The sequence below is a fragment of the Clostridium saudiense genome (assembly GCF_000577815.1).
Lineage (GTDB): Bacteria > Bacillota > Clostridia > Clostridiales > Clostridiaceae > Clostridium > Clostridium saudiense.
In genome coordinates, this window is sequence record NZ_CBYM010000025.1 from 28,162 (window position 1) to 54,983 (window position 26,822).

General features: G+C 29.2%; 23 protein-coding genes, 1 pseudogene, 2 riboswitches and 1 other annotated feature. Of the genes and pseudogenes, 6 read left to right on the top strand and 18 right to left on the bottom strand.

From position 1 onward, the window contains the following. Positions 1-10 precede the first annotated feature (10 nt). The 3 genes from TY07_RS11940 to nrdD form a co-directional block, all read right to left on the bottom strand. Complete coding sequence (locus TY07_RS11940; RefSeq protein WP_042400110.1) at positions 11-2,302, bottom strand: hydratase; 2,292 nt, start codon at positions 2,300-2,302, stop codon at positions 11-13. 2 nt (positions 2,303-2,304) lie between these two features. After that, on the bottom strand, positions 2,305-3,477 hold the full coding sequence (gene nifV, locus TY07_RS11945; RefSeq protein WP_042400113.1) for a homocitrate synthase: 1,173 nt from the start codon (positions 3,475-3,477) through the stop codon (positions 2,305-2,307). A gap of 414 nt (positions 3,478-3,891) precedes the next feature. Then, a complete protein-coding gene (nrdD, locus tag TY07_RS11950; protein ID WP_042400115.1) occupies positions 3,892-6,009 on the bottom strand; it encodes an anaerobic ribonucleoside-triphosphate reductase in 2,118 nt (705 codons plus the stop codon). Positions 6,010-6,248: 239 nt separating this feature from the next. Here nrdD and TY07_RS11955 point away from each other — a divergent pair, with 239 nt between their 5' ends. From TY07_RS11955 to thiT, 4 genes are all read left to right on the top strand, one after another. Further along, the gene (locus TY07_RS11955) at positions 6,249-7,094 is read left to right on the top strand and encodes a DegV family protein (RefSeq protein WP_042400118.1); all 846 of its coding nucleotides are present in this window, start codon (positions 6,249-6,251) and stop codon (positions 7,092-7,094) included. 3 nt (positions 7,095-7,097) lie between these two features. Continuing rightward, the gene (locus TY07_RS11960) at positions 7,098-7,553 is read left to right on the top strand and encodes a PadR family transcriptional regulator (RefSeq protein ID WP_042400120.1); all 456 of its coding nucleotides are present in this window, start codon (positions 7,098-7,100) and stop codon (positions 7,551-7,553) included. 85 nt (positions 7,554-7,638) lie between these two features. Next, entirely contained in the window at positions 7,639-7,842 is a 204-nt protein-coding gene (locus tag TY07_RS11965) for a hypothetical protein (protein WP_042400124.1), read from the top strand. Positions 7,843-7,867: 25 nt separating this feature from the next. Then, a riboswitch (TPP riboswitch) is annotated at positions 7,868-7,969 on the top strand. Between the two features lie 55 nt (positions 7,970-8,024). Next, the gene (thiT, locus tag TY07_RS11970) at positions 8,025-8,672 is read left to right on the top strand and encodes an energy-coupled thiamine transporter ThiT (RefSeq protein WP_042400127.1); all 648 of its coding nucleotides are present in this window, start codon (positions 8,025-8,027) and stop codon (positions 8,670-8,672) included. A 132-nt stretch (positions 8,673-8,804) separates the two neighbouring features. Here the strand turns inward: thiT and TY07_RS11975 are convergent, their stop codons facing one another. From TY07_RS11975 to TY07_RS12020, 10 genes and pseudogenes are all read right to left on the bottom strand, one after another. Next, the gene (locus TY07_RS11975; protein ID WP_052330711.1) at positions 8,805-9,629 is read right to left on the bottom strand and encodes a YhfM domain-containing protein; all 825 of its coding nucleotides are present in this window, start codon (positions 9,627-9,629) and stop codon (positions 8,805-8,807) included. Between the two features lie 159 nt (positions 9,630-9,788). Further along, positions 9,789-10,922 (bottom strand): annotated as a pseudogene (locus TY07_RS11980) (DUF7922 domain-containing protein); the annotation flags it as partial. A gap of 194 nt (positions 10,923-11,116) precedes the next feature. Then, the gene (gene rsmA / locus TY07_RS11985) at positions 11,117-11,959 is read right to left on the bottom strand and encodes a 16S rRNA (adenine(1518)-N(6)/adenine(1519)-N(6))-dimethyltransferase RsmA (protein ID WP_042400133.1); all 843 of its coding nucleotides are present in this window, start codon (positions 11,957-11,959) and stop codon (positions 11,117-11,119) included. Next, positions 11,960-12,514 carry a ribonuclease M5 gene (gene rnmV / locus TY07_RS11990; protein ID WP_042400136.1) on the bottom strand — a complete coding sequence of 185 codons (555 nt, stop codon included), beginning with the start codon at positions 12,512-12,514 and terminating at the stop codon, positions 11,960-11,962. Between the two features lie 160 nt (positions 12,515-12,674). Then, on the bottom strand, positions 12,675-13,724 hold the full coding sequence (locus tag TY07_RS11995; RefSeq protein WP_042400140.1) for a G5 and 3D domain-containing protein: 1,050 nt from the start codon (positions 13,722-13,724) through the stop codon (positions 12,675-12,677). A 231-nt stretch (positions 13,725-13,955) separates the two neighbouring features. Further along, positions 13,956-14,741 carry a TatD family hydrolase gene (locus TY07_RS12000; RefSeq protein ID WP_042400142.1) on the bottom strand — a complete coding sequence of 262 codons (786 nt, stop codon included), beginning with the start codon at positions 14,739-14,741 and terminating at the stop codon, positions 13,956-13,958. A gap of 106 nt (positions 14,742-14,847) precedes the next feature. Then, entirely contained in the window at positions 14,848-15,651 is an 804-nt protein-coding gene (locus tag TY07_RS17370) for a zinc ribbon domain-containing protein (RefSeq protein ID WP_052330713.1), read from the bottom strand. Positions 15,652-15,881: 230 nt separating this feature from the next. Beyond that, entirely contained in the window at positions 15,882-17,510 is a 1,629-nt protein-coding gene (gene metG, locus TY07_RS12010) for a methionine--tRNA ligase (RefSeq protein WP_042400145.1), read from the bottom strand. A gap of 207 nt (positions 17,511-17,717) precedes the next feature. Then, on the bottom strand, positions 17,718-19,661 hold the full coding sequence (gene metG / locus TY07_RS12015; RefSeq protein WP_042400148.1) for a methionine--tRNA ligase: 1,944 nt from the start codon (positions 19,659-19,661) through the stop codon (positions 17,718-17,720). A 137-nt stretch (positions 19,662-19,798) separates the two neighbouring features. Beyond that, positions 19,799-20,036: a binding site (T-box leader), on the bottom strand. A 43-nt stretch (positions 20,037-20,079) separates the two neighbouring features. After that, a complete protein-coding gene (locus TY07_RS12020) occupies positions 20,080-20,415 on the bottom strand; it encodes a hypothetical protein (protein WP_042400151.1) in 336 nt (111 codons plus the stop codon). Positions 20,416-20,609: 194 nt separating this feature from the next. Between TY07_RS12020 and TY07_RS12025 the strand changes: the two genes are divergently transcribed. After that, positions 20,610-21,107 carry an FUSC family protein gene (locus TY07_RS12025; RefSeq protein ID WP_042400154.1) on the top strand — a complete coding sequence of 166 codons (498 nt, stop codon included), beginning with the start codon at positions 20,610-20,612 and terminating at the stop codon, positions 21,105-21,107. A gap of 129 nt (positions 21,108-21,236) precedes the next feature. Here the strand turns inward: TY07_RS12025 and TY07_RS12030 are convergent, their stop codons facing one another. The 5 genes from TY07_RS12030 to TY07_RS12050 form a co-directional block, all read right to left on the bottom strand. Next, positions 21,237-22,946, bottom strand: coding sequence for a Na+/H+ antiporter NhaC family protein (locus TY07_RS12030; protein ID WP_341349577.1), 1,710 nt, complete (start codon positions 22,944-22,946; stop codon positions 21,237-21,239). A gap of 124 nt (positions 22,947-23,070) precedes the next feature. After that, positions 23,071-23,245, bottom strand: a riboswitch (Lysine riboswitch). An 81-nt stretch (positions 23,246-23,326) separates the two neighbouring features. Beyond that, complete coding sequence (locus tag TY07_RS12035; RefSeq protein WP_042400156.1) at positions 23,327-24,583, bottom strand: aminopeptidase P family protein; 1,257 nt, start codon at positions 24,581-24,583, stop codon at positions 23,327-23,329. 42 nt (positions 24,584-24,625) lie between these two features. After that, on the bottom strand, positions 24,626-25,066 hold the full coding sequence (locus tag TY07_RS12040; protein ID WP_042400159.1) for an ACT domain-containing protein: 441 nt from the start codon (positions 25,064-25,066) through the stop codon (positions 24,626-24,628). Between the two features lie 238 nt (positions 25,067-25,304). Then, entirely contained in the window at positions 25,305-25,829 is a 525-nt protein-coding gene (locus tag TY07_RS12045) for a spore maturation protein (RefSeq protein ID WP_042400163.1), read from the bottom strand. 18 nt (positions 25,830-25,847) lie between these two features. Next, complete coding sequence (locus tag TY07_RS12050; protein WP_042400165.1) at positions 25,848-26,423, bottom strand: nucleoside recognition domain-containing protein; 576 nt, start codon at positions 26,421-26,423, stop codon at positions 25,848-25,850. A 181-nt stretch (positions 26,424-26,604) separates the two neighbouring features. Here TY07_RS12050 and TY07_RS12055 point away from each other — a divergent pair, with 181 nt between their 5' ends. Then, positions 26,605-26,790, top strand: coding sequence for a hypothetical protein (locus tag TY07_RS12055; RefSeq protein WP_042400166.1), 186 nt, complete (start codon positions 26,605-26,607; stop codon positions 26,788-26,790). Positions 26,791-26,822: the final 32 nt, after the last annotated feature.

Below are 26,822 nucleotides of genomic sequence, written 5' to 3' on the forward strand. Positions count from 1 at the left end.
CTATCTCAAACTAAGAATTTAATTTATAATAATTAATTAAACATCCTTTTAATATAATTTCTCGTTCATCATCAGTAAGTTCACCTAGTTTTAATTCAAGTTCTTTCATTGATTTATTAACAACATATGCTTTTATGGAATCTTTCTTTTCTTTAATTGCTTCTATTATATTAGGTACAAATAGATAATCCCCATTATCAAAACATATATCTTCTTTAAGAATAAAAGGAAGCATACCCCAGTTGATTAAATTTGAACGATATCTCTTTGTAGCATATTCCTTCGCTATATTAGCCCAACCACCTAATACCTTTTGACAAGATGCTGCTTGTTCACGAGCTGATCCATCACCAGGCTTAACTGCATAAATGGTACTTCCTATTCCAGTGTTTTTATAATTAACATCAGTAAACACCTCTCTAATTGAAGTAAATACAGAACCTAATTCATTAACAGCATCTATAGGCGATTCATTTGCTATTCTAGCTTTTTCAGCTTTTTGAATTTCCTTAGCTCTTCCAACATATTCTGGATCTTTACGAGATAACGTAAATTCTGCTAAACCTAATGGATTAGAACGATATGATGAAGTCTCTCCTGATGGAATAAGTTCATCAGTTGTAGTAACTGGATCATGAATCACAGAAACTACTTTTAATAATAAGTTATCAGTTAAAGCCGACATTGTTGGCCAATCTACTATATTAGGTCCAAATTTAATTTCTACTGATGGATCGGCTTTTCCAACTCCATCATAAACACGATTTTCATATATAGATTTATCAAAATAATATTTTGGTTTTGTAAAATTAACATCTATATCAGTTGCTGCCGTTAAATATCCTTTATTAGCTGCTGTTGCTGCAATAGATCTAGCATCCATTAATGCAACTGATGCAATTTGTCCATTAGTTATCTTTGACCCTTCTCTATTAGGGAAGTTTCTAGTTGAATGACGTATACTTAATCCATTATTTGCAGGAACATCTCCTGCACCAAAACAAGGCCCACAAAATGCAGTACGAACAGTAGCACCTGTAGCCATAATATCTGCAATTCTACCATTCTTAACAAGTTCCATAAATACCGGTTGAGATGCCGGATAAACACTTAATGAAAATTCATCACTACCTATTGAAGTACCTTTTAAAATATCTGCTGCATCACAAATATTTTCAAATCCTCCGCCTGCACATCCTGCAATTACTCCTTGCTCTACATAAAACTTACCATTATGAATTTTATCTCTTAATGTAAACCTAACTTTATTATCTAAGCTAATTCCAGCTTTCTTTTCAACATCTGCTAATATATCATTAAGATTTGCATTTAATTCTTCAATGCTATAAACATTGCTTGGATGGAATGGCATAGCTATCATTGGTTTAATTTTAGCTAAATCAACATAAATCATTCCATCATAGTATGCTACAGTTCCAGGATTTAATTCTTTATATTCATTTACCCTTCCATGAATATCATAAAATTCCTTTATTGTATTATCAGTTTTCCATATAGATGATAAACATGTTGTTTCCGTAGTCATAACATCAATACCAATTCTAAAATCAGCACTTAAGTTATCAACTCCATCACCTACAAACTCCATTACCTTATTATTAACGTATCCATTGGCAAAAACTGCTCCAATTATAGCTAAAGCAACGTCTTGTGGACCAACTCCTTTTTGTGGTGAACCTGTTAAATATACTCCTACTACATCTGGCATATTAATATCATAAGTTTTACATAGTAATTGTTTAACTATTTCAGGGCCACCTTCTCCAATTGCCATGGTTCCTAAAGCACCATAACGAGTATGACTGTCAGAACCTAATATCATTTTCCCACATCCAGCTAACATTTCCCTTGCAAATTGATGTATTACAGCTTGATGGGGTGGTACATATATCCCACCATATTTCTTTGCACATGAAAGTCCAAACATATGGTCATCCTCATTTATTGTTCCTCCAACAGCACATAAGCTATTATGACAATTAGTCAAAGCATATGGAACCGGAAATTTTTCTAATCCTGATGCTCTTGCTGTTTGAATTATTCCTACAAATGTAATATCATGAGATGCTAATTTATCAAATTTTATTTTTAATTTGTCCATATTTTCTGATGTATTATGTTCTTTTAAAATATTATAAGCAATAGTATTTTTTTTAGCATTTTCCTTGCTTGGATAATTATTTCCAAGTTTATTTGCCAATATTGAATTAACTTCGTTACAATCTTCTACAATCTCCCTATTATTAATAAGGTAAACTCCATTTGAAAATAATTTTATCATTTTTAATTCTCCTTATTTTTTTCTTTTCTTAATTGTTTATATTCTTTATAAAGTTTAACTAATTCCTTATCAAATAAGGTTCTCTTTAATCTAACAGAAGCAGCTCTTACCATTTCTAATACGCCTTGTGCTTCTTCATCATTTAACTCAATATTGTACTCTTTAAACTTATTAATTATGCCAGCTTTTCCAGAATGCTTTCCTATAACAATTTGTCTTTGTAATCCAACTACATCTGGATCAAAAGCTTCATAGTTTTTAGGATCTTTTATTGCACCATCTGCATGAATTCCAGACTCATGAGCAAACATATTCTCACCAACAATTGCTTTCCAAGAAGGTAAGATTCTCCCCGAAGCTTGTGCCACATATTGAGACACTTCTCTAAACATCTTAGTATCTACATCAACTTTATATCCATAAACATATTCCAACGCCATTAATACCTCTTCCAATGCAGCATTTCCAGCCCTTTCTCCAAGCCCATTTACAGTTACGCCAACATGGCTTGCTCCACCTAAAATACCTGCTATTGCATTAGCCGTTGCCATTCCAAAATCATTATGTGTATGCATTTCTATATTGAAATTTGTTTTCTTATATAACTCTTCGATATCTGCTCTTAAAGAAAAAGGTTCTCTTATTCCAACAGTATCACAATATCTAAATCTATCAGCTCCTGCTTTTTTAGCTTCTTCAATAAATCTAACTAAAAATTCTTTGTCTGCTCTAGATGCATCTTCCCCATTTACAGATACATATAAACCATTCTTTTTAGCAAATTCAACTGATTTTATCATATTTTCTAATACCCATTCTCTTGAAGTCCTAAGTTTATGCTTTATATGAATATCAGAAACAGATACAGAAATTGCAACTGCATCTACTCCACAATCTATAGATTCTTCAATATCTGATATAACAGCCCTATTCCATGCCATTATACTTTTTCTATTATTATTTCTTTTAACAATTTGCTTAATTGCCTTTTTTTCATCTCCACCCATTGTAGGAATTCCAACTTCTAATTGATCTACCCCAAGATCACTTAGCATATCTGCAATAACAACCTTCTCTTCATTTGCAAAAACAACTCCAGCTGTTTGTTCCCCATCCCTAAGAGTAGTATCTACTATATAGATTTCCCTATTATCACTATCACATCTAATAGCCATTTTTTTGCCCCCTTTAAATTTATATATAGTTGTATATAAAAAATAGGGGTTTTGCCCCAATTATTACAACTATATCTTTATTTTACCATTTTATCATATCCAAAATTTTTCCACAATGTTTTTTTCTAAAAATTGCAAGTTTTATATTTTTAAATTCATTTTAAAAGACTATTTTTACTCTTTTAATGATTGAAGTTTTAATTTTTGCAATTATTTTATCTTTTCTTTCATTTTATGTTAAATGCCTCTAAGGTTGCTACTATATTAATAGTATCCTTAAAGGCATTTATAAAGTGAATTCTTAGCTTAATATTGAATTTTAACTGAGTATTAAGGTTAGAATTCGTTATCTAGGAAGCGTCAATTGTTATCTCTGCATAGATAGAAGTATTATAATGGCTAGTCACAACTAAATCACATTACATCATAGTTATTTTTATATCTTCCTGTATGTGATCTCCTATCTAACCTTTCCTCATACTTTCCAGGCCCAAACCTTTCATCCAAACTCAAATATCCTGTAACTCTTGATACCCCTTGAATATTTCTACTATTGCATTTTGGACATTTACTTAAATTGCTTTCAATACTTGTTCCACATTCTTTGCAATATCTAATATGAAAATTAATTCCTATATAACTTATATTAGTATTTGTATAAGCATATTTTATTATATCCATAATTACTTCAGGTGATGGAGAGTCATCTACTTCAATATAAGAAATATGACCTGCATTACAAAGCTTGTGATATGGAGCCTCAATATCTATTTTTTCTTTTATTGATATGTTATAACTTACAGGAATATGAAAACTATTTGTGTAGTAATCTTTATCTGTTACTCCTTTTATTACTCCATATACTTTTTTATCCTGCTTTATAAACTTTCCTGATAACCCTTCAGCTGGTGTTGCATAACAACTCCAATTAAGATGTGTCTCTTCAATTAATTTATCTGTATAATTTCTAATGAACTCAATTATTTCTAACCCTAACTTTCTAGCTTCTTTAGATTCTCCATGATGACATCCAATTAAAGCAGTTAAGGTTTCAGCAAGGCCTATAAATCCTATAGCCCATGTACCTTGTTTAAGAATTGGTTCAATAGAATCATCTTGTGACAATCCTTCCGAACCTTTCATTAATCCTTGACCTGCAACAAATGGCAAATCTTTAACTCTTAATTGCTTTAAAACGCCATATCTATGAAGCAATGCTTCTTTTGCTAAAATTAATCGTTCTTGTAATATTTCAAAAAATTTATCAATATTTTTATTAGCTTCTATCCCTATTCTAGGTAGGTTAATAGTTATTGGAGCTATATTACCTCTTCCTTTACATCCTGGCTCTCCATTAACATTTTTCATCAAATAAGTACGACATCCCATGGTTGCTGGAAGATATCCTTTATCATAATATTCCTTATTAAAATCAGCATCTATATTCATAAATGTTGGATTCATTCTTCTTGATGCAACCTCACAAGCAATCTTAAATAAATAGTAATATGGATCATTTGGCTCTCTATTAACGCCTTCTTTAACTCTAAATATTATATTAGGAAATATCGGTTGCTCTCCTTTTCCCAATCCCTTTTCATATTCTTTTAAAAAGATTTCACAAACTAATGCAGCATCTTTAGAATTTGGTATTCCTAAATTTATAGAAGAAAATGGAACCTGAGATCCTGCACGTGAATGCATAGTATTTAAATTATATACAACACCTTGCATAGCCTGATGGATTCTATACTTTAATTTTTCCTCTACTAAATTTTCAAATTCTTCTTCTTTAATTCCATATTGTATTAATTCTTTTCTTATTTCTTCTCTTGTTGGCTCAACAAATTGAGCCATATCATTATCAAAATCTGGATGAGACTGTCCCCCAAACATATCATTTTGAGTTGATTGCAATAATATACAAGACAATTCTGCTGCAGACTCTATACGTTTAGGTGGTTTTATAGTGCCGTATCCAGTATTAAACCCCTTGCTTAATACCTCTCCTGTAGGGATATGCAAACAATTTGTTGTTAAATTATACGAATCAAGATCATGGAAATAAACCTCTCCAACTTCATGAGCCTTTGCCAGATATTTAGGCATATTATAAAGATTATGCCATTTATTAGACTCAGAAGCTATTCTTAATAATTTAGAGCTGAAATTATTTCCAACATTCGCATTATCCCTATCTGTTTCAATGCCTATATTTTTAATAGCTTTCATCAAATCTGACTTTATATCTCTAACCCTAGTTCGCTCTCTCCTATAAGAAGAATATGCTCTTTGAATATTTATATGTCCGCTATCAATTAATGCTTTCTCTACTAAGTTTTGTACTTCTTCTACTGATACTTTTTCCTTTTTAGACTCTTCTATATACTGAATAACCCTTTGAATGCAAACTAGAACTTCACTTTCTCTTAATTGTTCCCCAACTTCATCGCTTGCTTTTTTTATTGCATTGCCAATTTTATCAGTATTAAATTTAACTTCTCTGCCATCTCTTTTTACCACATATAGCACTTTATTCGCCTCCTACACACAATATATTGTGTATATTTTAACTCTCATATACATTCTATCTCTTTTGGAATTATATGTAAATAGTTTTTAATTATATATATTTTTTAACTTTACCTAATAAATTTTTATGAAATTGTATAACCTTATCAATAGTGATAATATTACACTTATCACTATTGATAATATTATCTAATATGATATACTAAAAATATACAATAAATTATCGGAGGATTTTTTATATGCAAAAAATTGCTTTAATTACAGATAGCGCTTGCGATCTTGATTTAAATACATTAAGAGAAAATAACGTTAATTTATTACCACTTAGAATAATCTACTCTAGTGGTGATTATAGAGATAGAATAGATATTTCACCATCTGAAGTTTATGAGAACTTGGAAAAAGAAATTCCTACAACATCTTTGCCAAGTGCTAAGGAAACTGAAGAAATCTTAAATAAATTAGAAGAAGAAGGATATACACATGTTATTTGTATTTCTATTTCAAGCGGTCTTTCTGGAAGCTATAATGCTTTAAGATTAGCTTTAGAAGATCATCCTAAACTAACTTCTTTTGTTTATGACACAAAAATACTAGCTTATCCACAAGGAGAAATAGTTATAGAGGCTTCTAAGCTTATAAAAGAAGGTAAAAGTTTTGAAGAAATAGTAGAAGAACTTCCTAAAATTAGAGAAAGAGTTACTGGTTACTTTACAATTAGCACTTTAGAATATCTAAAAAAAGGTGGTAGAATAGGAAGACTTGCAGGAACTGTTGGTGAATTCTTAAATCTTAAACCTATAATAACTACTGACGAAAACGGAATTTACTATAACGTGGCTAAAGTAAGAGGTAGAAAACAATCTTTATCTAAAATGACTGAAATTTTAAAAGGTTATTTAGAAAAAGGAAAATGTGATGTAGCAGTTTTACATGCTGGCTGTGAAGAAGAAGCTACTAAATATATGGAATCTATAAAGTCATTACCAAATGTAGCTTCAATTAAAATCGCAGAAATAAGCCCTGCCCTTGGCGTGCATGGTGGGCCTGGATTAATGGGATTCTCTGTGAAAATGGAAAAATAAATAATGGGTGACTTTGATTTTAACAATCTAGAAGATATTAAAGCTGAGGAAAAAAGACTACATGATGAGTATAAAGCTAAGCTTGCTGAACTAAAAAAAGTACAAAAAGAAAAAGAAGCTGTTGGTCAGGTTTTTACAAAAGGCTTATTGCCCATCTATGTACTTCATATATTAAAATCTGGCCCTACAAATGGTAATGAAATCTCTACAAAAGTTTCAGAAAGAACCAATGGACTTTGGACTCCTAGTACCGGTGGAATATATCCTTTATTAAAAAAATTAGAGAAAGAAGGATTAGTAGTAGGAAAATGGGATGATCCAAAAAAGAAATTTCAAAAATTTTATTCATTAACTCCATTAGGTGAAAAGGAATTTGATAATAGAAAAAAATTGCTTAAACATAAAATTGAAGAATCTTTAAAAGTCTTTCAAATAGTTTATAAAGACTTATATTTATAAAAATACATCCAAGAATATTCTTGGATGTATTTTTATTATATTTTAGGGTAAACTAATAAAAATTTATTTAGGATGGTGTATTATCATGAAAGGAATGATATTAGATTATACAGGCAATGATGCCTTCATATTATTAGAGGATGATTCTGTTATAACTATGCCACTAACTTCATTTGAAACTATCATGCCCATAGGTACTAATATAAGTTTAACAAATTTATTTAATAAATCTTCTAATACAAATTATAAGTCCTCTCAAATGCTTAATAAGACCGTTGACTTTTTGTAAATTTATGGCTAAAATATATGTTATATAAAGTTGCTAGGGGTGCCCCAAGGCTGAGAGATGACTTTTTCATCAACCCTTTTAACCTGATCTGGATAATTCCAGCGTAGGAAAGCCATTATAGAATAAATTATGTATATTCTAATGCCTAGGTACCTCTTACGCAAATAAGGAGGTATTTTTTTATGTCAAATTTTCTAGCAACACTTGGAGAAAATTTCAAAACTATTTTTAGCAGTCCATTAACATTAATCACATTAATTGGCTGTGCAATTTTATTAATTGCTTTTATTAAATTTAAATCATTAAAATTTAATTCAAAGTTAATAGCGCGAATAGGACTAGCTATTGCTTTAGCATTTATCTTAGACATGATAAAGATTTATTCCCTACCTAATGGTGGTGGAAGCATTTCTTTAGGTAGTATGATTCCAATAATCATTATTTCATTTGTTTATGGTCCTTCTATTGGACTATTTACAGGTTTCCTTTTCGGATTATTCAAATTAATACTGGATCCATATATATTAAATCCTATTCAAGTATTATTTGATTATCCTTTACCATTTATGGCTGTTGGAGTTGCCGGATTCTTTAAAAATAAATACTTAGGCGCAAGCATCGGTATGCTACTACGCTTTATTTCACATTTTATTTCAGGCGTAGTTTTCTTTGGTTCATATGCCCCAGAAGGTATATCTCCAATTATTTACTCATTAAGCGTTAACGGTCTAGCAGTAGGTGGGGAATTAATGATTTGCTTAGTTTTACTTGCATTCTTACCTGTAGAAAGACTAGTTAAAATGCTTAAATCTAATATAGCAACAATTTAGTAGTTAATAATTTTAAGTTAATAATTAAAAAATAAAGTCTGCCTAGGCAGACTTTAAAATATATTATTAGAAACTCCCCAAGGAGTTTTATCCTAAAACTATTAACTATTAACTATTAATTCTTAACTCCTATTACCATCCTTTAGGTTTACTTTCTAATACCTCTATATTCCATTCCTTAAATTCATTAACTGCAGAAACATAATATTTATCTTCTGTATTTTCTTTTTTATTTTTTACAGTAATTAATGTTTTAAAATTGCTACTATCATACCCTCTATTTTTTACAGTAATAACCATATCAAAATCTGCTTCGTTATTTTTCACTAACTCAACATTTGGAATAATTTGTTTAGCTTTATCTAAAAAACTAATTATATCAGTAGAAAACACATATTTTAAACAATCAATATCTCCACTTATGTTTACTCCTACCTTATAATCATTTATATTTTCTGTTTTACTTACTTGTTGTAATATTTCTAAAATAGATTGATAATAAATATAATCAAAATCTCTAGGTTTTCTTATAAAAGATAAATTTTTAATTATTACTTCATCTAATCTTTTAGAAACTGAAAATGTATTACCATCATTATAAAAATTCCCATCTTCTGTTCCAACAACATAATAAAATTCTTTAACTTCATCACCTAAATCAAATTCAAACTTATAATCTGGATCTAAACTAGACTTATTTTCGCTTATCTTTGCCCTAGATAATATATTATAAATATCTCTAATGGCACTTGTTTCCGTTACTATAAATTTAAATCCTGTATCTCTTGTACTTTGTATACTAATTTGTTCTATATCACTTGAATTTAAATACTCGAAATAATCATTCTTCAATCCAAGTTTTTTTTCAACATTTTCTATAATTGTACACCCTGAAAAACCAAGTACAAACATTATTAAAAATGAACTTAAAATATATTTTTTTAATGCTCTTAACATTTGTATCTCCTTTTAATTTGTTAATTAAAATAATAGGAGAAGCATATGCTTCCCCTAATAAAGATAATTATAATACTTTATTCCAATATTAGCAATTTAATTTATTATATTAACCTTCAAATAAAATTTAGATATAATATCTAAGCACTATGTTCTTCATTATTGCATTGGGACAACAACTGTTGAATTTTTGAAATCATAAAACATTAACCAACAGCCCTCACTACGTCCTCCATTAGTATTTACCCAAGTTACAAAACCTGTTCTTCCATCGTAAGGCTGTTCATCCTTATCTTTCTTTCCTGGCACTCCATAAATAATATGTTTTAGGTTTCCTCTTGAATCGCACTTATATCCAAGCATAAAATATCCATATTTTTTAATGTATGGATAATAATTTAACATTGGATAATAAGCTAATGTATACTTATTATAATTAGACATATTACACATTTCATGTAAATCATGAATAGGTATTCTGTACCACTTCGTATACTTTAACTCATCTATGCTATTATAATCTCTTTCAAATCCATCAACTATTGATTCAAAATACTCTCCTATGCTTCCTCTTATCTTTCCATTTATCGGATCAAACTCTTTATTAGCTTCAATTTCTTCTTCATAATCTTCGAACTTACCCCTTAAGTTTTCCCTTGGTGTAATTTCTTCTATTATTTCATTTAAAGCCTCTTGTTTTACTTCGTGTACTTCTTGTACTTCTTGAACTTCTTGTATTTTAATTTCTTCTTTTGATTTTTCTTCTACTTTTTCTCTATCAACCTTTTCTTCAGTAGCTTTTTCTTCTACCTTAGAATCTTTAACTTCATTACTAGTAGATTTACTTTGGTTCTTCTTTAATTCTGGTTTTCTTTGTTCTTTCTTAGAATCCTTATCTGAAACTGATTTTATTACTCTAACATCTTTAGCTTTAACAATAATATAACTCTTCCAATTATCGCTAGGTTGTTGTCCATTTAAAAATCCGCACATCACAAAAATTGGAGTATTATTATTCATTTTAGCTATAGCAGTTCCACAAATCTTATCAAATTCTAAGTTTAACCCAGCAATATTTGATACATTATATTCCTTTGTTGCTTCACCTTTACCACTATCACTCACGTCTAAAGGACCCAAATTTACTATTTGCTTTGTATCCTTTTTACAACAAATAAGTAACATGTAGTATTTATCATCATCCTTTTTAAGATTTTGAGCATAGAAAGAAATTTTACATTTATCTCCTTTTGCTTCTATCTTAGAATATCCAGATAATGTCTTATCATCAGAGTTTGCATATCCTCGTTAGTCCTCCTGCAAAATTACGAAGTTTCTATACAATCTACTATTACTTGCCATTCTCTAGAACCCCCACTTTATATTAATTCCATATATTATATGTTCAACATTATAAAATATGTTATTATTTTTAAGTGGCTTACTTAATGACTTTATAGAATTTATAATTTAAAACAACTCAGTTCTTATAAAATTTCATTAATACAGTTTGCAAGATTAGCAAATTCTTGGATAGATAATGTTTCTCCTCTTCTCTTAGGATTAACTCCAGCTTTTTCAAAAGCTTCTTCAAGCTTTTCCTTTGCTGGTCCAATACTCTTAACGCCATTCCATAAAGTTTTTCTTCTCATATTAAAAGAACTTCTTATTATATCAAAGAACAATTTTTCATTTTCAACTTTAACTTTTGGCTCACTAAGCTTATCTAATCTAATAACTATTGAATCAACCTTTGGTCTAGGTATAAAACAACTTGGTGGTACTTTTCTTACTATACTTGTATTACAGTAATATTGAACAAGTAGAGACAGTGCACCATAATCTTTATTCCCAGGCTCTGCATTCATTCTCTCTGCAACTTCTTTTTGAATCATTATTGTTAATGATTTAAAATTGTACCCATCCTTAAGTAATTTTACTATTATAGGTGTTGTAACATAATAAGGCAAGTTTGCAACTAGCTTTACACTCTTTTCATCACCTATTACTTCATTAAAATCAACCTTTAATGCATCATTATGTATAAGTGTAAAATTAGGATTAGCTCCTAATTCTTGTTCTAATATTGGTATTAAATCATTATCTAATTCTATTGCAACTACTTTTTTAGCTTTCTTTAATAATTGAGCAGTTAATGTACCTACTCCTGGTCCTATTTCTATTACTAAATCTTCTCCATCAACTTCAGCTCCTGAAACTATATCTCTAGGCACCGAATCATCAATTAGAAAGTTTTGACCTAAACTTTTAGAAAACTTAAAATTATATTTTTTAACCAGCTCAGCTGTTTTTACATCTTTTATATCCATTTATTTCTCCTTCTCTAGTTCCGCATCTACATATTTAATAGCTTCTATAAATTCTTCTTTAGTTATTCCATAATTATTTAATCTTGATAACATTTGATTTGCATTTCCATAACCAATTCCCAACTTATTTCCAAGTTTTATTCTTCTAGCTTTTGCATTAGGATCACCATTTAATCTAAAATAAAACATATCTTGAGCATCAAATGTTTCAGCCTTTTCTTCTAATGTTACTTTTGCCCTATTTAAAGCTTCGATAATAACTTCTGGACTAGCATTTTCTACTCCTATATCATCATCCTTAATTCCATCTTCTTGTGCAATATATGCATGCTTTATTCCAGGTACTCTTTTTGCTATTATCTTTCTTATTTTTTCACCAGCAAAATCAGGATCCGTTAATACTATTACGCCTTTTCTTTTTTGTGCTTCTTTAATTCTAGCAATAACTTTAGCATTTATTCCAAAACCACCAGTGGCAATCATTTCTGCATTAACAGCTTTTTTTACAGCTGCGATGTCATCTTTTCCCTCAACTACTATAACCTCTTTAATCAAAAGAATCTCTTCCTTTCCTTTATTATCTCTTATTAATTTATCCTTATATTCATATAATGTCAAACCTTTGTAAATTTATATTTATTATTCTAAATAAATTTTATACTATATTTTTAGAAATATTAAAGGAGGCTAGTCCAATAACTAACCTCCTTTATTATTACCATTCTCCAGGATATGCTAAAATATATACTGGAACGTTATATTTTCTTCCCCATGTTCTACATTCAGATTCTGAATTAAGGAACACATCGATTATTTTTCCTTTAATTAAACCACCTGTATCCGCTGCAATAGCTTTACCATAATTTTCTACGTAAACTAAACTTCCTAATGGAATTACTCTTGGATCAACTGCTATTGTGCTTATTCCACCTGGATTATAACTTGGCACAGTTCCTGTCGCAGTAATAGTATCTCCTGCATATGCAGTAGATTCACAATAAATTAAATCCTTATATTCCATTTCTCCATCTCTGCTAGCAAATACCCTTCTGGTACCTTGTACTATAATTTCATTTACAGGCTCTTTAATAACCTTTGATTGAACTACTTCCCTAGATACTTCCTTGCCATCTTTTTTTATAACCTTATAAGTTATTTCTTTTTGACCAGCTTCACCTGCTTGTCTAACGTCCTCAGTGTTTATATCTAAACTTTCGTCCTCTTCCACTATTGTTTCATAATCAATATCTTCAGTGGCTACTTCATTTGTTACTTCAACCTTAACTAATTGAATCGTGAGATTATCTGATATTTTAGTATCTAACGAAGGTGTTATTTCATCTAATCCTTCATTAAATTCAATTCCTTCAGCATTAAGTTCATCACTTTCAGCTTCAAGCATATCTTTTACAGTATCTTCAGCAGTTTTTATAACAATAGTTTTGCTACCAACTACCATTTCAATTTCTACAGCTCTCTTAATGTTAATAATATCCTTTGATGAAATTTTTTCATCTAAAGCTGGTTGTACTTTGTCCTTAGGAGCAATTTCTATCTCCTTCTCTGCAAGTACGTCTTTAACAGTCCCTTTATATGTTATAAATGTTTCTTCTTTTCCGTCAACGATTATTGTTATGTTTTTTCTCATACATGCAAGTGTTACTATTAATGTAACTAATACAACACCTACAGTACCTGTAATTATTTTTGCCTTAGGACTATTAGTAAAATTGTTTCTTAAGTTTTTCTTCCATTTTTCAACCATCTACATTTAACCTCCTCTGGCAAGAGCGACCATTGAATTATATAAATAATTCATGTTTTTGTCAAATTTCCCACCCTACCCTTAATAAAACCTGTTTTTTTAAGTGTAATAAATACACCTTTAATAATTAATTTGAATAAAAATAAATAATGGCATTTTGCTTTTTGAAGTTTGTAGATACTGTTTATAAATTTTTAGAAAAATTTTACAATTGTTAATATTTATTTTACTTTATTTCTTATTATGAATCAAGCGATAGAAATTGTCATTTACAGCCAAATTAACCTCTTTTGAAGAAATTTCCTTTATCTCGGCTATTTTTTCTATTATATATCGTATATAGTCCGATTTATTCCTTTTTCCTCTATTTGGCACAGGAGCCATATAAGGACAATCAGTTTCAACTAATAATCTATCTAATGGAATTCCTTCAACTACTTCACATATTTTTCTAGCATTTTTAAATGTTACAACACCTGTAATTCCTATATAATATCCTAACTTTACACATTCTTTTGCAAATTCAAGACTTCCAGAAAAACAATGAACTGTACCTATTACCTTTGGAAACTCTTTCATTATCTCTAATGTATCAGCATGAGCATCTCTATCATGAATAACTACTGGTAAATTTAATTCTTCTGCTAATTTCATTTGCTCTCTAAATACTCTTTTTTGTATATCTCTAGGAGGATTTTCTTCCCAATAATAATCTAGCCCTATTTCTCCAATAGCTAAAATCTTTTTATTATTTGTTGCTAATTCAATTATCTCTTTTCTTACATCATCATTATAGTCATTTGCATCACTTGGATGAATTCCTAAAGCTCCATATATAAAATCATAATTTATCGTTAAATCATTAGTAGTTTTTAAGCTTGCTTTAGAACATGCGCAATTCAAAATCCCTACTACTCCTTCTCTTTTAATTTGTTCAAAGACAGCTTCTCTATCTTCATTAAAAGCTTCATCATCATAATGTGAATGTGTGTCAAATATTTCATATTTAAATTCCATACTTAATTCTCCCTTAAAAATATAATTCTATTGTTTATTATACCAAAATAAAGTAAAAAAACTCAGCTAATACTGAGTTTCTTCTTATTCAATAATATTTAATTATCTAAAAATGAAAATAAAAACTTCCTTTAAAATTTATATACTCTATTTCAATCTTAGTAGCATACCCATTATCAGATACAAATACATCATTAAATTTTTTAGAATTTATTGGTTCAGACTCTGATAGTAAATTTCCCTGAGAATCATATAATCTAATTATTACTTCTCCATTTTTTCTCGTTCCAGAATAATCTACAGATCTGATTCCAGCACGTAAATTGTAAGTTCTTATATCTGTATATTCTACTTCATAATCAGAACCAATATATCCCCTTTCATCTGCATCATTACTTGTTACTATCTCATTTTTACTACTACTAAAAACTTCTCCATTAAATGAGTATGTTATAACACCTAGAAAAGAAATTACTATTAACAAAGCTAATATAGTAATAGTAATTACTATAGCAATCATTACCTTTTTATTTGATTTCTTACTAGCTTTTGATTCTTTTATTTCATCTGGAAGTTCTGTTGTACAATGAGGGCAATAATTCCATCCACTTTCAACTTTTTGTCCACAGCTTGGACAAAAGAATCCACATTTCATTCCACAGTATGGGCATGAATTTATATTATGTGGAATTTCCTTTCCACAATTATTACATTTGCTTTTATCACTTCTTGTTACAAGTGCATAAACTATTAATCCAATAGGAAAAGCTATTATTGCCGCAATAGTCCATAACCACCAATATTCTTCTCCCTTTTTTCTAGAATCTATAGCAACCCAAACAGCTTGCCATATAAATGCTGCAAATATTATTAATATAAATAATAATGTCAATATCATAGCTATAATCATCTAAACTCCCCCTTTAAGTAAATTCAACCATAAAACTTTCTCTAATTTATTTTTTATTAAGAATAGTTAATATTTTCTTCAGAAATTTGACACCTAAATGACACAATTAAAGTTTATTATAATAACTGTAAAGTAGTTAAAGCATTATTATTTACCCCTAAAACCATCTTGTAAAGTTGGTTTCCTAGAGTTATTCGTCCCCCAAATGAAATAACTCTAGGTTTTTTTTGTTAATTTTTCTTTTCTTTTAATCTAGCTACTTCTTCACTAACTCTTTTTTTATCAATTTTATTAAAAAGAACTTCACATTCTTTAATTAATCCTTCTTTTTTTTCAGTAAAGCTCCAAATACTTTCATTTAATCCTATTGATACTTTTATTTTTTCACAAGTTCCTGGCATAAATGGATATAATAAATTTGATAAATTAACTATAATTTGAATACAATTATAAGTGACATCTTTACATTTAGCAGAATCACTACTTAATAAATCCCAAACCTTACTATTATCAAAATATTTATTTCCCTTTTTGCATAAATTCATTATGTCATTTAAACTATCTCTAAAATGACCTTCTTCGATTTTATCACCTATATCAAAATATAAATTCAAAATTTCATTTTTTAACTTTTCATCCATCTTTCCATTAGGTACTCTATTAGCATAATTTTTCCTAGAAAATAATAAAACCTTATTAACAAAATTATTTAGTTCTCCTACTAACTCATTATTATGTATATTTATATATTCTCTCCAAGTAAAATCAGTATCTTTATCTTCTGGTGAATTTAATGATAAATAGTATCTGAAACTATCAGCATTATATTTTTTACATACGTAATCTGCCCAAAGAGCCCAATTTTTAACTGCTGAAAAAGGCTTACTTTCAAGTTTTAGATGTTCTCCTGATATTATTCTCAAATTAGGATTTTTTATGCCAAGTCCTGCTAAAATTGCTGGGAATATTACAGTATGAAAAGGTATATTATCTTTTCCGTGAATAAAATAAACTCTTGAATCTTCACCTTCCCAATATTCTTTATAATCCTCGCCTCTTTCTTCAAGACATTTCATACTAGCTGTTAAATATCCCATAACCGCTTCTATCCAAACGAATATTTTTTTATCTTCATAACCTTCTAATGGAACATCAACACCCCAATCAAAATCTCTAGTTACTGCCCTATCTCTTAGTCCTTCATCTAAATATCTTTTTAGTATCTTCTTTGCATTTTCTCTCCATCCATCTTGATTTATATATAATCTTTTAACATCATTCTCGAATTTTGATAAGCTAAAAAATAAATGTTTAGTTTCTTTTAAAACTGGCTCAGAATCACAGAATTTGCATCTTATATCTATTAATTCACTACTTTCAAATTCACCATTACAATTTTCACAACCATCACCAGTTGCTTCTTCTCCGCAAATTGGGCATTTTCCTATAATATATCTATCAGCTAAATATTCATTACATTTTTCACAATAAGTTTGTTCTACATTCTTTTCATATATAAAACCCTTTTTATATAATTCTAATATGAAATACTTAACCTTTTCTTCATGATACTCTGAATGAGTTTTTGCAAAAATATCAAAAGAAAACCCTAATGATTTAAAGCATTTTTTAAACTCTTCATGATATTTTTCTACAGCTTCTAATGGTGTTATTCCTTCTTCTTTTGCCTTCATTGTTACAGGAGTACCATGACAGTCTGTTCCAGAAAGAAAAACAACCTCATCCCCCATCATCCTATGATACCTAGCTAAAATATCTCCCGGTAACAAAACTGCAATTCTTCCCAAATGTAAAGGTCCATTAGCATAAGGCCATGCATTACCTATAATAATATTCATTAAAAAACCCCCTTTTATTTAGTTAATAGTTTTGAGTTATAGTAAAAAGGTCAGCAAAGCTGACCTTTTTTTCATTTCCTAAAATCCGCTTATGCCAACTTTATTCCTTAACTTATCACTTGTCACTCACTACTTTAATGAAACACCTACTCATTAACACTCGTAGGTGTAAGTTCAGTTAACTAAATCAAATATTTAGAACTTCACTTATCTAACAACGCTTCCTGTTGGTAATTCACCTGGATTTACTAACTTTAATACGCTATCATCATCTGTAGCTGCTGCTAATATCATTCCTTGTGATAATTCACCTCTTAAAGTAACAGGTTTTAAATTAGCAACTAAAACTACATATTTACCAACTAATTCTTCTGGTTTATAGTGCATTGCTATTCCTGAAATAACCTGTCTTTCTTCTCCATTTAAATCAACCTTTAATTTTAATAATTTTTTAGCTTTTTTAACTGGTTCACATTCTAAAACTTTAACTACTCTTAAATCTATTTTTTCAAAATCCTCAATAGTTATTTCTTCTTTAATTGGTTGCATTTTATATTCTTCTTTTGGCTTGTTAGCTTCTAATTGAGCTAATCTCATAGCTTCTAATTCTTCTAAAGTCTTAGCTACATCTATTCTTGGGAATAAAGCTTCACCTTTTTTAACTTCAGTTCCTGGTGTTGTTCCATCAAATCCTGATAATGAATCCCAAGTTGTTGTAGTAATATTTAATTGAGCATTAATTTTTTCACTTGTACTTGGTAAGAATGATGATAATAATACAGATGCAAATCTTAAGCTTTCAGCTAAATTATATAAAACTGTACCTAGTCTTTCTTTCTTTTCTTCATCCTTTGCAAGTATCCAAGGAGTTGTTTCATCTATATATTTGTTTGCTCTTCCTATAAGTTCAAATACATTTTCTAATGCTTCTGGAATTCTTAAATTATCAATTGCTTTTGTTACTTTAATTGGAGTTTCTATAGCTAAGCTAATTAATTCATTATCAATCTCTTCTTTAGCTGTTGGTGCTGGAATTACTCCATCAAAATACTTTTCAATCATTGCAACCGTTCTTGATAATAAGTTACCAAGGTCATTACAAAGATCCGAATTAATCTTCTTTATAAATATTTCATTATTAAATAATCCGTCTGCTCCAAATGGAATTTCTCTTAATAAATAATATCTAACTGCGTCAACGCCAAATTTATCAACTAAAACTACTGGATCAACAACATTTCCTTTAGATTTTGACATCTTTCCACCATCTACAAGTAACCATCCATGCCCAAATACTTGCTTTGGTAACTCTTCACCTAAAGCCATTAGCATAATTGGCCAGTAAATAGTATGGAATCTTAAGATATCTTTACCTATTAAATGAACGTCTGCAGGCCAGTACTTCTTATATAATTCATCATTTTCACTTCCATATCCTAAAGCAGATATATAGTTAGATAATGCATCTATCCAAACATAAACTACATGTTTTTCATCAAAAGTAACTGGAACTCCCCAGTTAAAGCTTGTTCTTGATACACAAAGATCTTGTAAACCTGGCTTTAAGAAGTTATTAACCATTTCATTTTTTCTTGATTCTGGTTGAATAAACTCTGGGTGCTCATCAATATATTTCATTAATCTATCAGCATATTTGCTCATTTTAAAGAAATAAGCTTCTTCTTTTGATTTTTCAACTGGTCTTCCACAGTCTGGACAATTTCCATTAACTAATTGTGTTTCTGTCCAGAAAGATTCACATGGAGTACAGTATAATCCTTCATAAGAAGATTTATATATATCACCTTGGTCATATAATTTCTTAAATATTTTTTGAACTGTTTTCTTATGATAATCATCAGTAGTTCTGATAAATTTATCATAGCTTATGTCCATCATACTCCATAACTCTTTAATTCCAGCAACTATTTCATCAACATGCTCTTTAGGAGTTATTCCCTTTTCTTCTGCTATTCTTTGAATTTTTTGACCATGTTCATCTGTTCCTGTTAAGAACATTACGTCATATCCATTTAATCTCTTAAATCTAGCTAAAGCATCCGCTGCTACTGTTGTATAAGTATTACCGATGTGTAACTTAGTAGATGGATAATAAATTGGCGTAGTTATATAATATGGTTTTTTAGTCATATTACTTCCTCCTCTTTTTTGTTAACAATTTATTGCTAAAAGTTATAGCTTAAAATAATAGAATCATTAATTTTAATTACTAACTAAAAACTCTAACTCCTAACTAAAAAATGCCTCTATATAGGCTTTTATACCCATATAGAGGCGTTATATACGCGTTACCACTCTATTTCATATTTATTTCACAATAAATATCTCATTAGGTGACTATCATCACCTTGCAATATAACGGTTGCTCCCGTATTACCCTAACTTTTTCAAGCTCAGATAATCAGCTCCAAGACCATCTTCATAAAGTTCAGTAACACTAGCTCTCACCCATTCTAGCTCTCTTTAGATACATTCCTTAACTACTCTTCTCTTCTATGCATTTATTAATTTTATAATATGCTAAAATGTAAAAACTGTCAAACCTATTCTATTTATTTTTAAACTTCTTTTTTATTATGCCCTCTATTATCATAAAATTTACACATATCACAATAAATAATATGAAAATAATAGTAATTATATTAATATCAAATAATAATCTTGCTATTATTATAATTGTAAATAATAACGTTCCTGTTGTACTAAAAACCTTACTAGCAACCTTATTTCCATACTCCCATTCTAAATTACTATTTTTTGCACTTCCAAATTTATATCCCCTACTCACATCAGGATATTTCGAATATTTATTTTCAAAATACCATCCACATGCCCATAATATTATTGGAACTATTTCTAAAATAACAAGTATAATAAAATCCATTTTATCCCCACTTTACTATATATTCTTAAAAATAATTATAAATCATTTTTTATTATAAAGTATGAATAATATATAAATTTATCTATAAAAATATAATTTTTAACATTTTTTGATTTTAATAAAAAATATAATATTAAATAGTGAAATTTGACTATTTCTTAGATATAATATCTAAAGGGATAGGAGGCTTAATTATGGAAAAATTTCAATTTCCTAAGGTTGGACTTAGAACAATAAAATCAGGTATAGCTGTTTTTCTATGTTTGTTACTTTTGCCTAACGAACCTTTTTTTGCTTGCCTTACTGCAGTAATTTGTTTACAAGATACTGTTTATAACTCAATTCATATGGGTATAAATAGAGGTGCAGGTACTATATTAGGTGCTAGTTTTGGCTTAATATTTTTATTCTTATTTAGATCATTAGAAAATCATATATCTAATGCTTACATATCAAAACCACTTATATACTTAATTATTGCTATAGGTATTATCTTAATGATTTATCTATGCAATATTCTAAAAAGGCCAGGTGCTATAAATATAACATGTATTGCATTCCTAGGTGTTACTACAGCTCATGCTTATAGTGATCCCTTATTTTATGCAACTAACAGAATAATAGAAACATTGCTTGGAATAGTAATTTCAATATTAGTTAATAAACTTATAACACCACCACCACATAAATAATTGGAATTTTATAATAAAAAAATTTAAATATAAGTGTATCTACATTATAGATTAAAACTATCAAAAAAGGGTTATGCTTCTGCATAACCCTTCTAATATATAGCCCTCTTTATTTATTTTTCTTATTGCTTAAGCTTCTTCAACCTTCTTACCGAATATTTGTACTCCTACATATAATGCTATTAATGAAATTGGCAATACTATATATATTGGAACTCCAAATCCCGATGGAATATATCCAAATAATATAGTTACTGCTGCAACAAATAGCGAATACCATATTTGTGTCTTAACATGTTCAATATGATTGCATCCAGCTCCCATTGAAGAAAGTATTGTTGTATCTGATATTGGTGAACAGTGATCGCCAAAGATAGCTCCTGTTAATACCGCACTTGTACAAACTACTACAAATGACATATCTGGATTAATTGAATATGCTAATGGAATTGCAAGTGGCATTAATATACTCATTGTTCCATATGCAGTTCCTGTAGAGAATGAAATTACTGCCCCTAAAATAAATATTAAACTTGGTAATAAGAATGCTGGTATTGCCCCTTTTAATACTTCAACTAAATAATATGCAGTTCCAAGTTCTTTAATTACTGATCCTAATGACCAAGCTAATATTAATATAACTCCAGTTATTATTAACCCTTTCATTCCATCAACCCAAACTTCAATAGCTTCACTTAAAGTAAATATTTTCTTACAAACTCCCATTAAAATAGCAACTATTGAAGCAAATAATGCTGATTGGAATAATGCTACAGAAGCATCTGAAGCAGCAAATGCTTCCATTATGCCTTTAAATGAAAATGGTGAATTAATCATAATTTCTTGAGTTGCAGATGGATCTCCACCAATTATTGCACTATATCCACTATAATAAAATGCTACTAATGCAGAAATTATTAATGCTCCTATTGGAATAATTGCATTCCATATACTAAGCTTAACACCTTCTTTTGGCTCTAATTCATCCATTTGAGCTGTTGCTTCAACTGCAACCTCATCTTTAATATTCTTATCTCTGTTTCTTGCCGCAATCTCAGCTTTTCTCATTGGCCCAAATTCTTTTAAAGTTAAAGCCGTTATCACTATAAATGCCAATATCAATATGTTATAGAATCTATAAGGTATTGTTTGAAGAAATACTCCAAAACCACTTGCCTCTACACCTATTGAACTAAATCCTTCACCAATTAAACTTACTTCTAATCCAATCCAAGTAGAAATAATAGCTAGCCCAGCCACTGGTGCTGCTGTAGCATCTATAATAAAAGCCAATCTTTCTCTTGATATCTTCATTTTATCAGCTACTGGTCTCATTATTGGTCCAACTATTAGTGAATTTGCATAATCATCAAAGAAAACACATAAACCTAAAAGCCAAGTTGTCATTTGTGTACTTTTTACCGTCTTAGCCTTTTTAGCTAAAGCCTCTGCTATAGCCTTTGCTCCTCCCATTTTTGCAACTAAATTAATTACTCCCCCAATTGCAAGCACTTGAAGAACTATCCCAGCATTCCACGGATCTGCTAATGAATTCAAAGCTCTATTTACAAAATCTAAGAACGCTTGTATAAATGCCCCAAATACATTATGTCCTGCCAAACTAATTAAAAAGCTTCCTGATAAAATACCTATAAACAATGAAATAACAACATTTTTTGTTATAAAAGCTAATATTATTGCAACTAATGGTGGTAGTAATGTCCATAGCCCAAACTTATTTGCATTCACCGCCGGTTCAACTTCTGCTGCAAATACAACTGACGTTGAAAAAATAAATACTAGCATTGTAAGTAATAATACTTTGTAACTTCTTTTCACTTCTTTTTCCCCCTTATTTTATATAAAAGCGAATAATAAGGGCACCCCAAACTAACAATAAAAAAAGACCTTGAGTTAACACTCAAGGCCTTGTATGTACTAAAAAATTATAAAACTACAAGTCTTAAATGATAGCTCACCACAAAATACTTTGTGACAGTAATACATATATTCTATGTATTCCCAGCTATACAACCTTAAAGCATTAGTTGTACGCTTCGGCGATTGCTCCTTTCTTATTGAATCACAGTGCTTTCCTCATCAATAATACTATTAACTTTCGCGCCTCTACCCTAGTTTATTCACTTTTGTTATTTATAAATTGATTATATAATCAATTTATTGCATTTGCAATACCATTTTATAACTTTTTATACATATTATTTTCCATTTTTACTCATAAAGTTTTCAATCTCTTCCACAGTCTTTATAATATCACTAGATAAATTAATAACGCCATCTTCTGTAACAAGGATATCATCTTCAATTCTAATTCCTATTCCTTCTTCGGCGATATATATTCCTGGTTCAACAGTAAATACAACTCCTGGCTCAAAAATAATATCTCTATGCGGAGTTTCAATATCATGTGTATCCATACCTAAACTATGACCTATACTATGATAGTAGTACTTTCTTACTTCACTTTTATCTTTAATTAATCCAAGCTTTATACATTCTTCTGCAATTAGCTCTGTAGCTTTTTCATTTACATCCTTATATTTCATACCTGGCTTAATTAATTTGATAATCTCTTCATTTACCCTTAAAACAGCATTATAAACTTCTTTTTGTCTTTCAGTGAATTTACCATTAACAGGGAATGTTCTTGATATATCTGCGTTATAACAATTATATTCAGCCCCTAAATCAAAAAGAATTAAATCATTTTCTTTAAGCTCACAATTATTATCAACATAATGTAATGTTGTAGCATTTTCTCCTGCGGCAGCTATTGTTGTAAAAGCTAGCCCTGTTGCACCTTTAACCTTACAATTAAAATCAAAATATGCTTCTAATTCATATTCCTTCATTCCAACACGAGCTTCAGACATTAATTTTTCAATTCCGCTTTTTGTTATTTCAATAGCTTTTTTTATTTTATCTACTTCTTCTTGTGATTTTTTTAATCTTAATTCACCAATTTTACTATAAACATTATTTATTCTAACTTGTGGATACTTAGTTGTTATTTCATTGGCAAATCTATGTGAAATAGTTCCTTCTCTGTTTGCACTCATTCTTTCTAAATCTAAATAAAGATTTATTTCTTCCTTCATAGTAATCATTCCATGGATGTCTCCGTCAAACTGGCTCTTGAATTTAACTTCATCTACAGCCGCAATCTCTTCAGCTTCTTCTTTACGTATGCTTTTACCTACCCATTTTTCCATCTCTAGATCAATGTCTTTTATATAAAGTTTAGAAGATTTTACTCCATTAATTTTTGTCATAACTAATATATGATCTTCTTCTTTTATTCCTGTTAAATAATAAAAATTTCTATTTGGTGTAAAAGGATAAGTTTGATCTCCTGTCTTCTGAATTGCCTTTCCTGCAAATAAAATCACAATTGAATTATCCTTAATTTTATCTAAAAGATTATCTCTATTAAATTTATAAATATTTTTATTCATAGCCCTATCTCCTTGCAAATAATATTTTGTCATTTAGTTTTATTACTCTGCTGCTAATAACTTAACGCTTCTAACATTAGGTAAAGAATTTAACCTTGCAGCTAATTGACTTATACTTTTCTCCATATGCGAAATATCAATAGTAACAGTTACATTAGCTGATAAGTTTATAGGAATATCTTGGTTTATAGTTAATATGTTTCCCTTATAAAAAGCAATACAATCTAATACTTTAGATAATGTTCCTGACTTATGTGTCATTAAGATTATTAAAGTTACCTTTTTTGACTGCATATCTTGTCCCATTGGAAATACATCATCTTTATATTTATAGTATGTACTTCTACTAATACCTACTAATTTTATAGCCTCACTTATATCCTTTGCATTCCCAAGTTCAATATTCTCTTTTACTTCAATTACCTTTTTAAATATCTCTGGTAATGATCTTTCATTTACAATGTAAAATCTATCTTCCCCCATAATCATTCTCCATTCGATTTATTTTATTAATATTATACAACCAAAATTTTTACAACGCACTATAAATTTTACATTCAAAAAATTATTTACCTTTATATTAATTTACAAATTTCACCTTTTTAAATTTTAATAATGATGAAAATTAAGAATATTACTTAAAAGAATAATATAAATTCTTAATGAAAATCATACTAATTTCTGAAAATAATATCCTTAACTTTTCAGTATTAACTCATAATTAAAGAATAAGTACTTTAACCATTAATATTGCCATTATAATAGCAGACATATCTGCCATTATAGCTGCCCAAACAGTATGACGTGTTTTCTTTATTTTAACTGCTCCAAAATATACAGTTACAGTATAAAATATTGTCTCTGTAGTTCCCATAATTACCGAAGCTACTAAACCTATAGGGGTATCAGCACCATAATTTTTTAAAATATCAGTAAAAACTCCCATAGCTCCACTTCCTGAAAGAGGCTTGATTAATACTAAAGGTACAACCTCCTTTGGTAAATCTATTAGTTTGCAAAGTGGTGCAATTGCATTGTTTAACATGTCTAACAGATTAGCTTCTCTAAATATTTGAACTGCTATTATCATTGCTAAAAGATAAGGAAAAATATTTACACAAACCTTTAATCCATCCTTTGCTCCTTCAACAAACCAATCATAAACCTTTCTACCCTTTATCATTCCATAAGTAATAATAATTAAAACTATTATAGGAATAATACTTTTAGTTATATAGTTAAACATTAATATCACCCCATAATCCTAAAAATATCTTTGCAAAATTTTACAACAAATAACACCAACAATGGCTGCAGTACCAGTTGATATTATTGCTGGAAGTATTATTACTCCAGGATTTGTGGAACCTGCTGCTGCTCTTATAGATAATACTGTTGATGGAACTAATTGAATACATGCCGCATTTAATACCAAAAATAATGCCATATCATTACTAGCTCGCCCTTTTTCATTATTCAACCTGTCCATTTCTTCCATTGCTTTTATTCCAAAAGGTGTAGCTGCGTTTCCAAGCCCCATCATATTAGCAGTTATATTCATAACTATAGCCCCTAAAGCTTTTTCATCCTTTGCTGATTCTTTAAAAATAAGTTTTAATATTGGTTTCATAAGCTTGGCTAGTTTTTCTGTAAATCCACTTTTTTCTGCAACCTTCATTACTCCACACCAAAAGCACATTAATCCTACTAATCCAATTATAAAACTAACTGTAGAATCAATAGATCCTATTATGGCATTAGATATTCCTTCACCATTGCCAGTAAATATTCCAACTATTAAACCCAGAAAAATCATTACAAACCATATATAGTTAATCATTTTTTTCCCCTCTCTTTATTCTTTACTTTACAATATATGCCTTGCATCACATATTTATTAGTGATAGGATAAAGATATTAACATAAGTGAAATTCTATTTTTTGAGTTTTACTTTCACCTTCAAGGGTACTTAGAAGGATTTTCATACAAGTTTTAGTTACCTAATAAAGGAGATACATAAATGAAAGAATCAAATTTAAAACTAGCTCAAAAAGATATCGATGAGGCATTAAAAGCTGTAGAAGAAATGGAAAGCTACATTAATGAGGGAAATGAAGAAAATGCTATATTAAAACAAAAATTCATGACTCTAACAGAAAAAGTTCAAAAATTAGAAAATTTACTTAAAACAGAGGGAATATTATAAAATATTTTACTTAATATCACTTAAATCAAAAA

What these genes read in the sequence shown, in the direction of transcription:
- TY07_RS12020 (WP_042400151.1), bottom strand. Translation starts at nt 20,415, where the DNA reads ATGGATTTTATTATACTTGTTATTTTAGAAATAGTTCCAATAATATTA.
- metG (WP_042400145.1), bottom strand. Translation starts at nt 17,510, where the DNA reads ATGAATATTATTATAGGTAATGCATGGCCTTATGCTAATGGACCTTTA.
- TY07_RS11975 (WP_052330711.1), bottom strand. Translation starts at nt 9,629, where the DNA reads ATGTTAAGAGCATTAAAAAAATATATTTTAAGTTCATTTTTAATAATG.
- thiT (WP_042400127.1), top strand. Translation starts at nt 8,025, where the DNA reads ATGTCAAATTTTCTAGCAACACTTGGAGAAAATTTCAAAACTATTTTT.
- TY07_RS11955 (WP_042400118.1), top strand. Translation starts at nt 6,249, where the DNA reads ATGCAAAAAATTGCTTTAATTACAGATAGCGCTTGCGATCTTGATTTA.
- nifV (WP_042400113.1), bottom strand. Translation starts at nt 3,477, where the DNA reads ATGGCTATTAGATGTGATAGTGATAATAGGGAAATCTATATAGTAGAT.
- TY07_RS17370 (WP_052330713.1), bottom strand. Translation starts at nt 15,651, where the DNA reads ATGATTATAGCTATGATATTGACATTATTATTTATATTAATAATATTT.
- metG (WP_042400148.1), bottom strand. Translation starts at nt 19,661, where the DNA reads ATGACTAAAAAACCATATTATATAACTACGCCAATTTATTATCCATCT.
- TY07_RS12035 (WP_042400156.1), bottom strand. Translation starts at nt 24,583, where the DNA reads ATGAATAAAAATATTTATAAATTTAATAGAGATAATCTTTTAGATAAA.
- rsmA (WP_042400133.1), bottom strand. Translation starts at nt 11,959, where the DNA reads ATGGATATAAAAGATGTAAAAACAGCTGAGCTGGTTAAAAAATATAAT.
- TY07_RS12050 (WP_042400165.1), bottom strand. Translation starts at nt 26,423, where the DNA reads ATGATTAACTATATATGGTTTGTAATGATTTTTCTGGGTTTAATAGTT.
- TY07_RS11995 (WP_042400140.1), bottom strand. Translation starts at nt 13,724, where the DNA reads ATGGTTGAAAAATGGAAGAAAAACTTAAGAAACAATTTTACTAATAGT.
- TY07_RS12040 (WP_042400159.1), bottom strand. Translation starts at nt 25,066, where the DNA reads ATGGGGGAAGATAGATTTTACATTGTAAATGAAAGATCATTACCAGAG.
- TY07_RS11965 (WP_042400124.1), top strand. Translation starts at nt 7,639, where the DNA reads ATGAAAGGAATGATATTAGATTATACAGGCAATGATGCCTTCATATTA.
- TY07_RS12025 (WP_042400154.1), top strand. Translation starts at nt 20,610, where the DNA reads ATGGAAAAATTTCAATTTCCTAAGGTTGGACTTAGAACAATAAAATCA.
- TY07_RS12045 (WP_042400163.1), bottom strand. Translation starts at nt 25,829, where the DNA reads ATGTTTAACTATATAACTAAAAGTATTATTCCTATAATAGTTTTAATT.
- TY07_RS11960 (WP_042400120.1), top strand. Translation starts at nt 7,098, where the DNA reads ATGGGTGACTTTGATTTTAACAATCTAGAAGATATTAAAGCTGAGGAA.
- TY07_RS11940 (WP_042400110.1), bottom strand. Translation starts at nt 2,302, where the DNA reads ATGATAAAATTATTTTCAAATGGAGTTTACCTTATTAATAATAGGGAG.
- TY07_RS12000 (WP_042400142.1), bottom strand. Translation starts at nt 14,741, where the DNA reads ATGGAATTTAAATATGAAATATTTGACACACATTCACATTATGATGAT.
- TY07_RS12055 (WP_042400166.1), top strand. Translation starts at nt 26,605, where the DNA reads ATGAAAGAATCAAATTTAAAACTAGCTCAAAAAGATATCGATGAGGCA.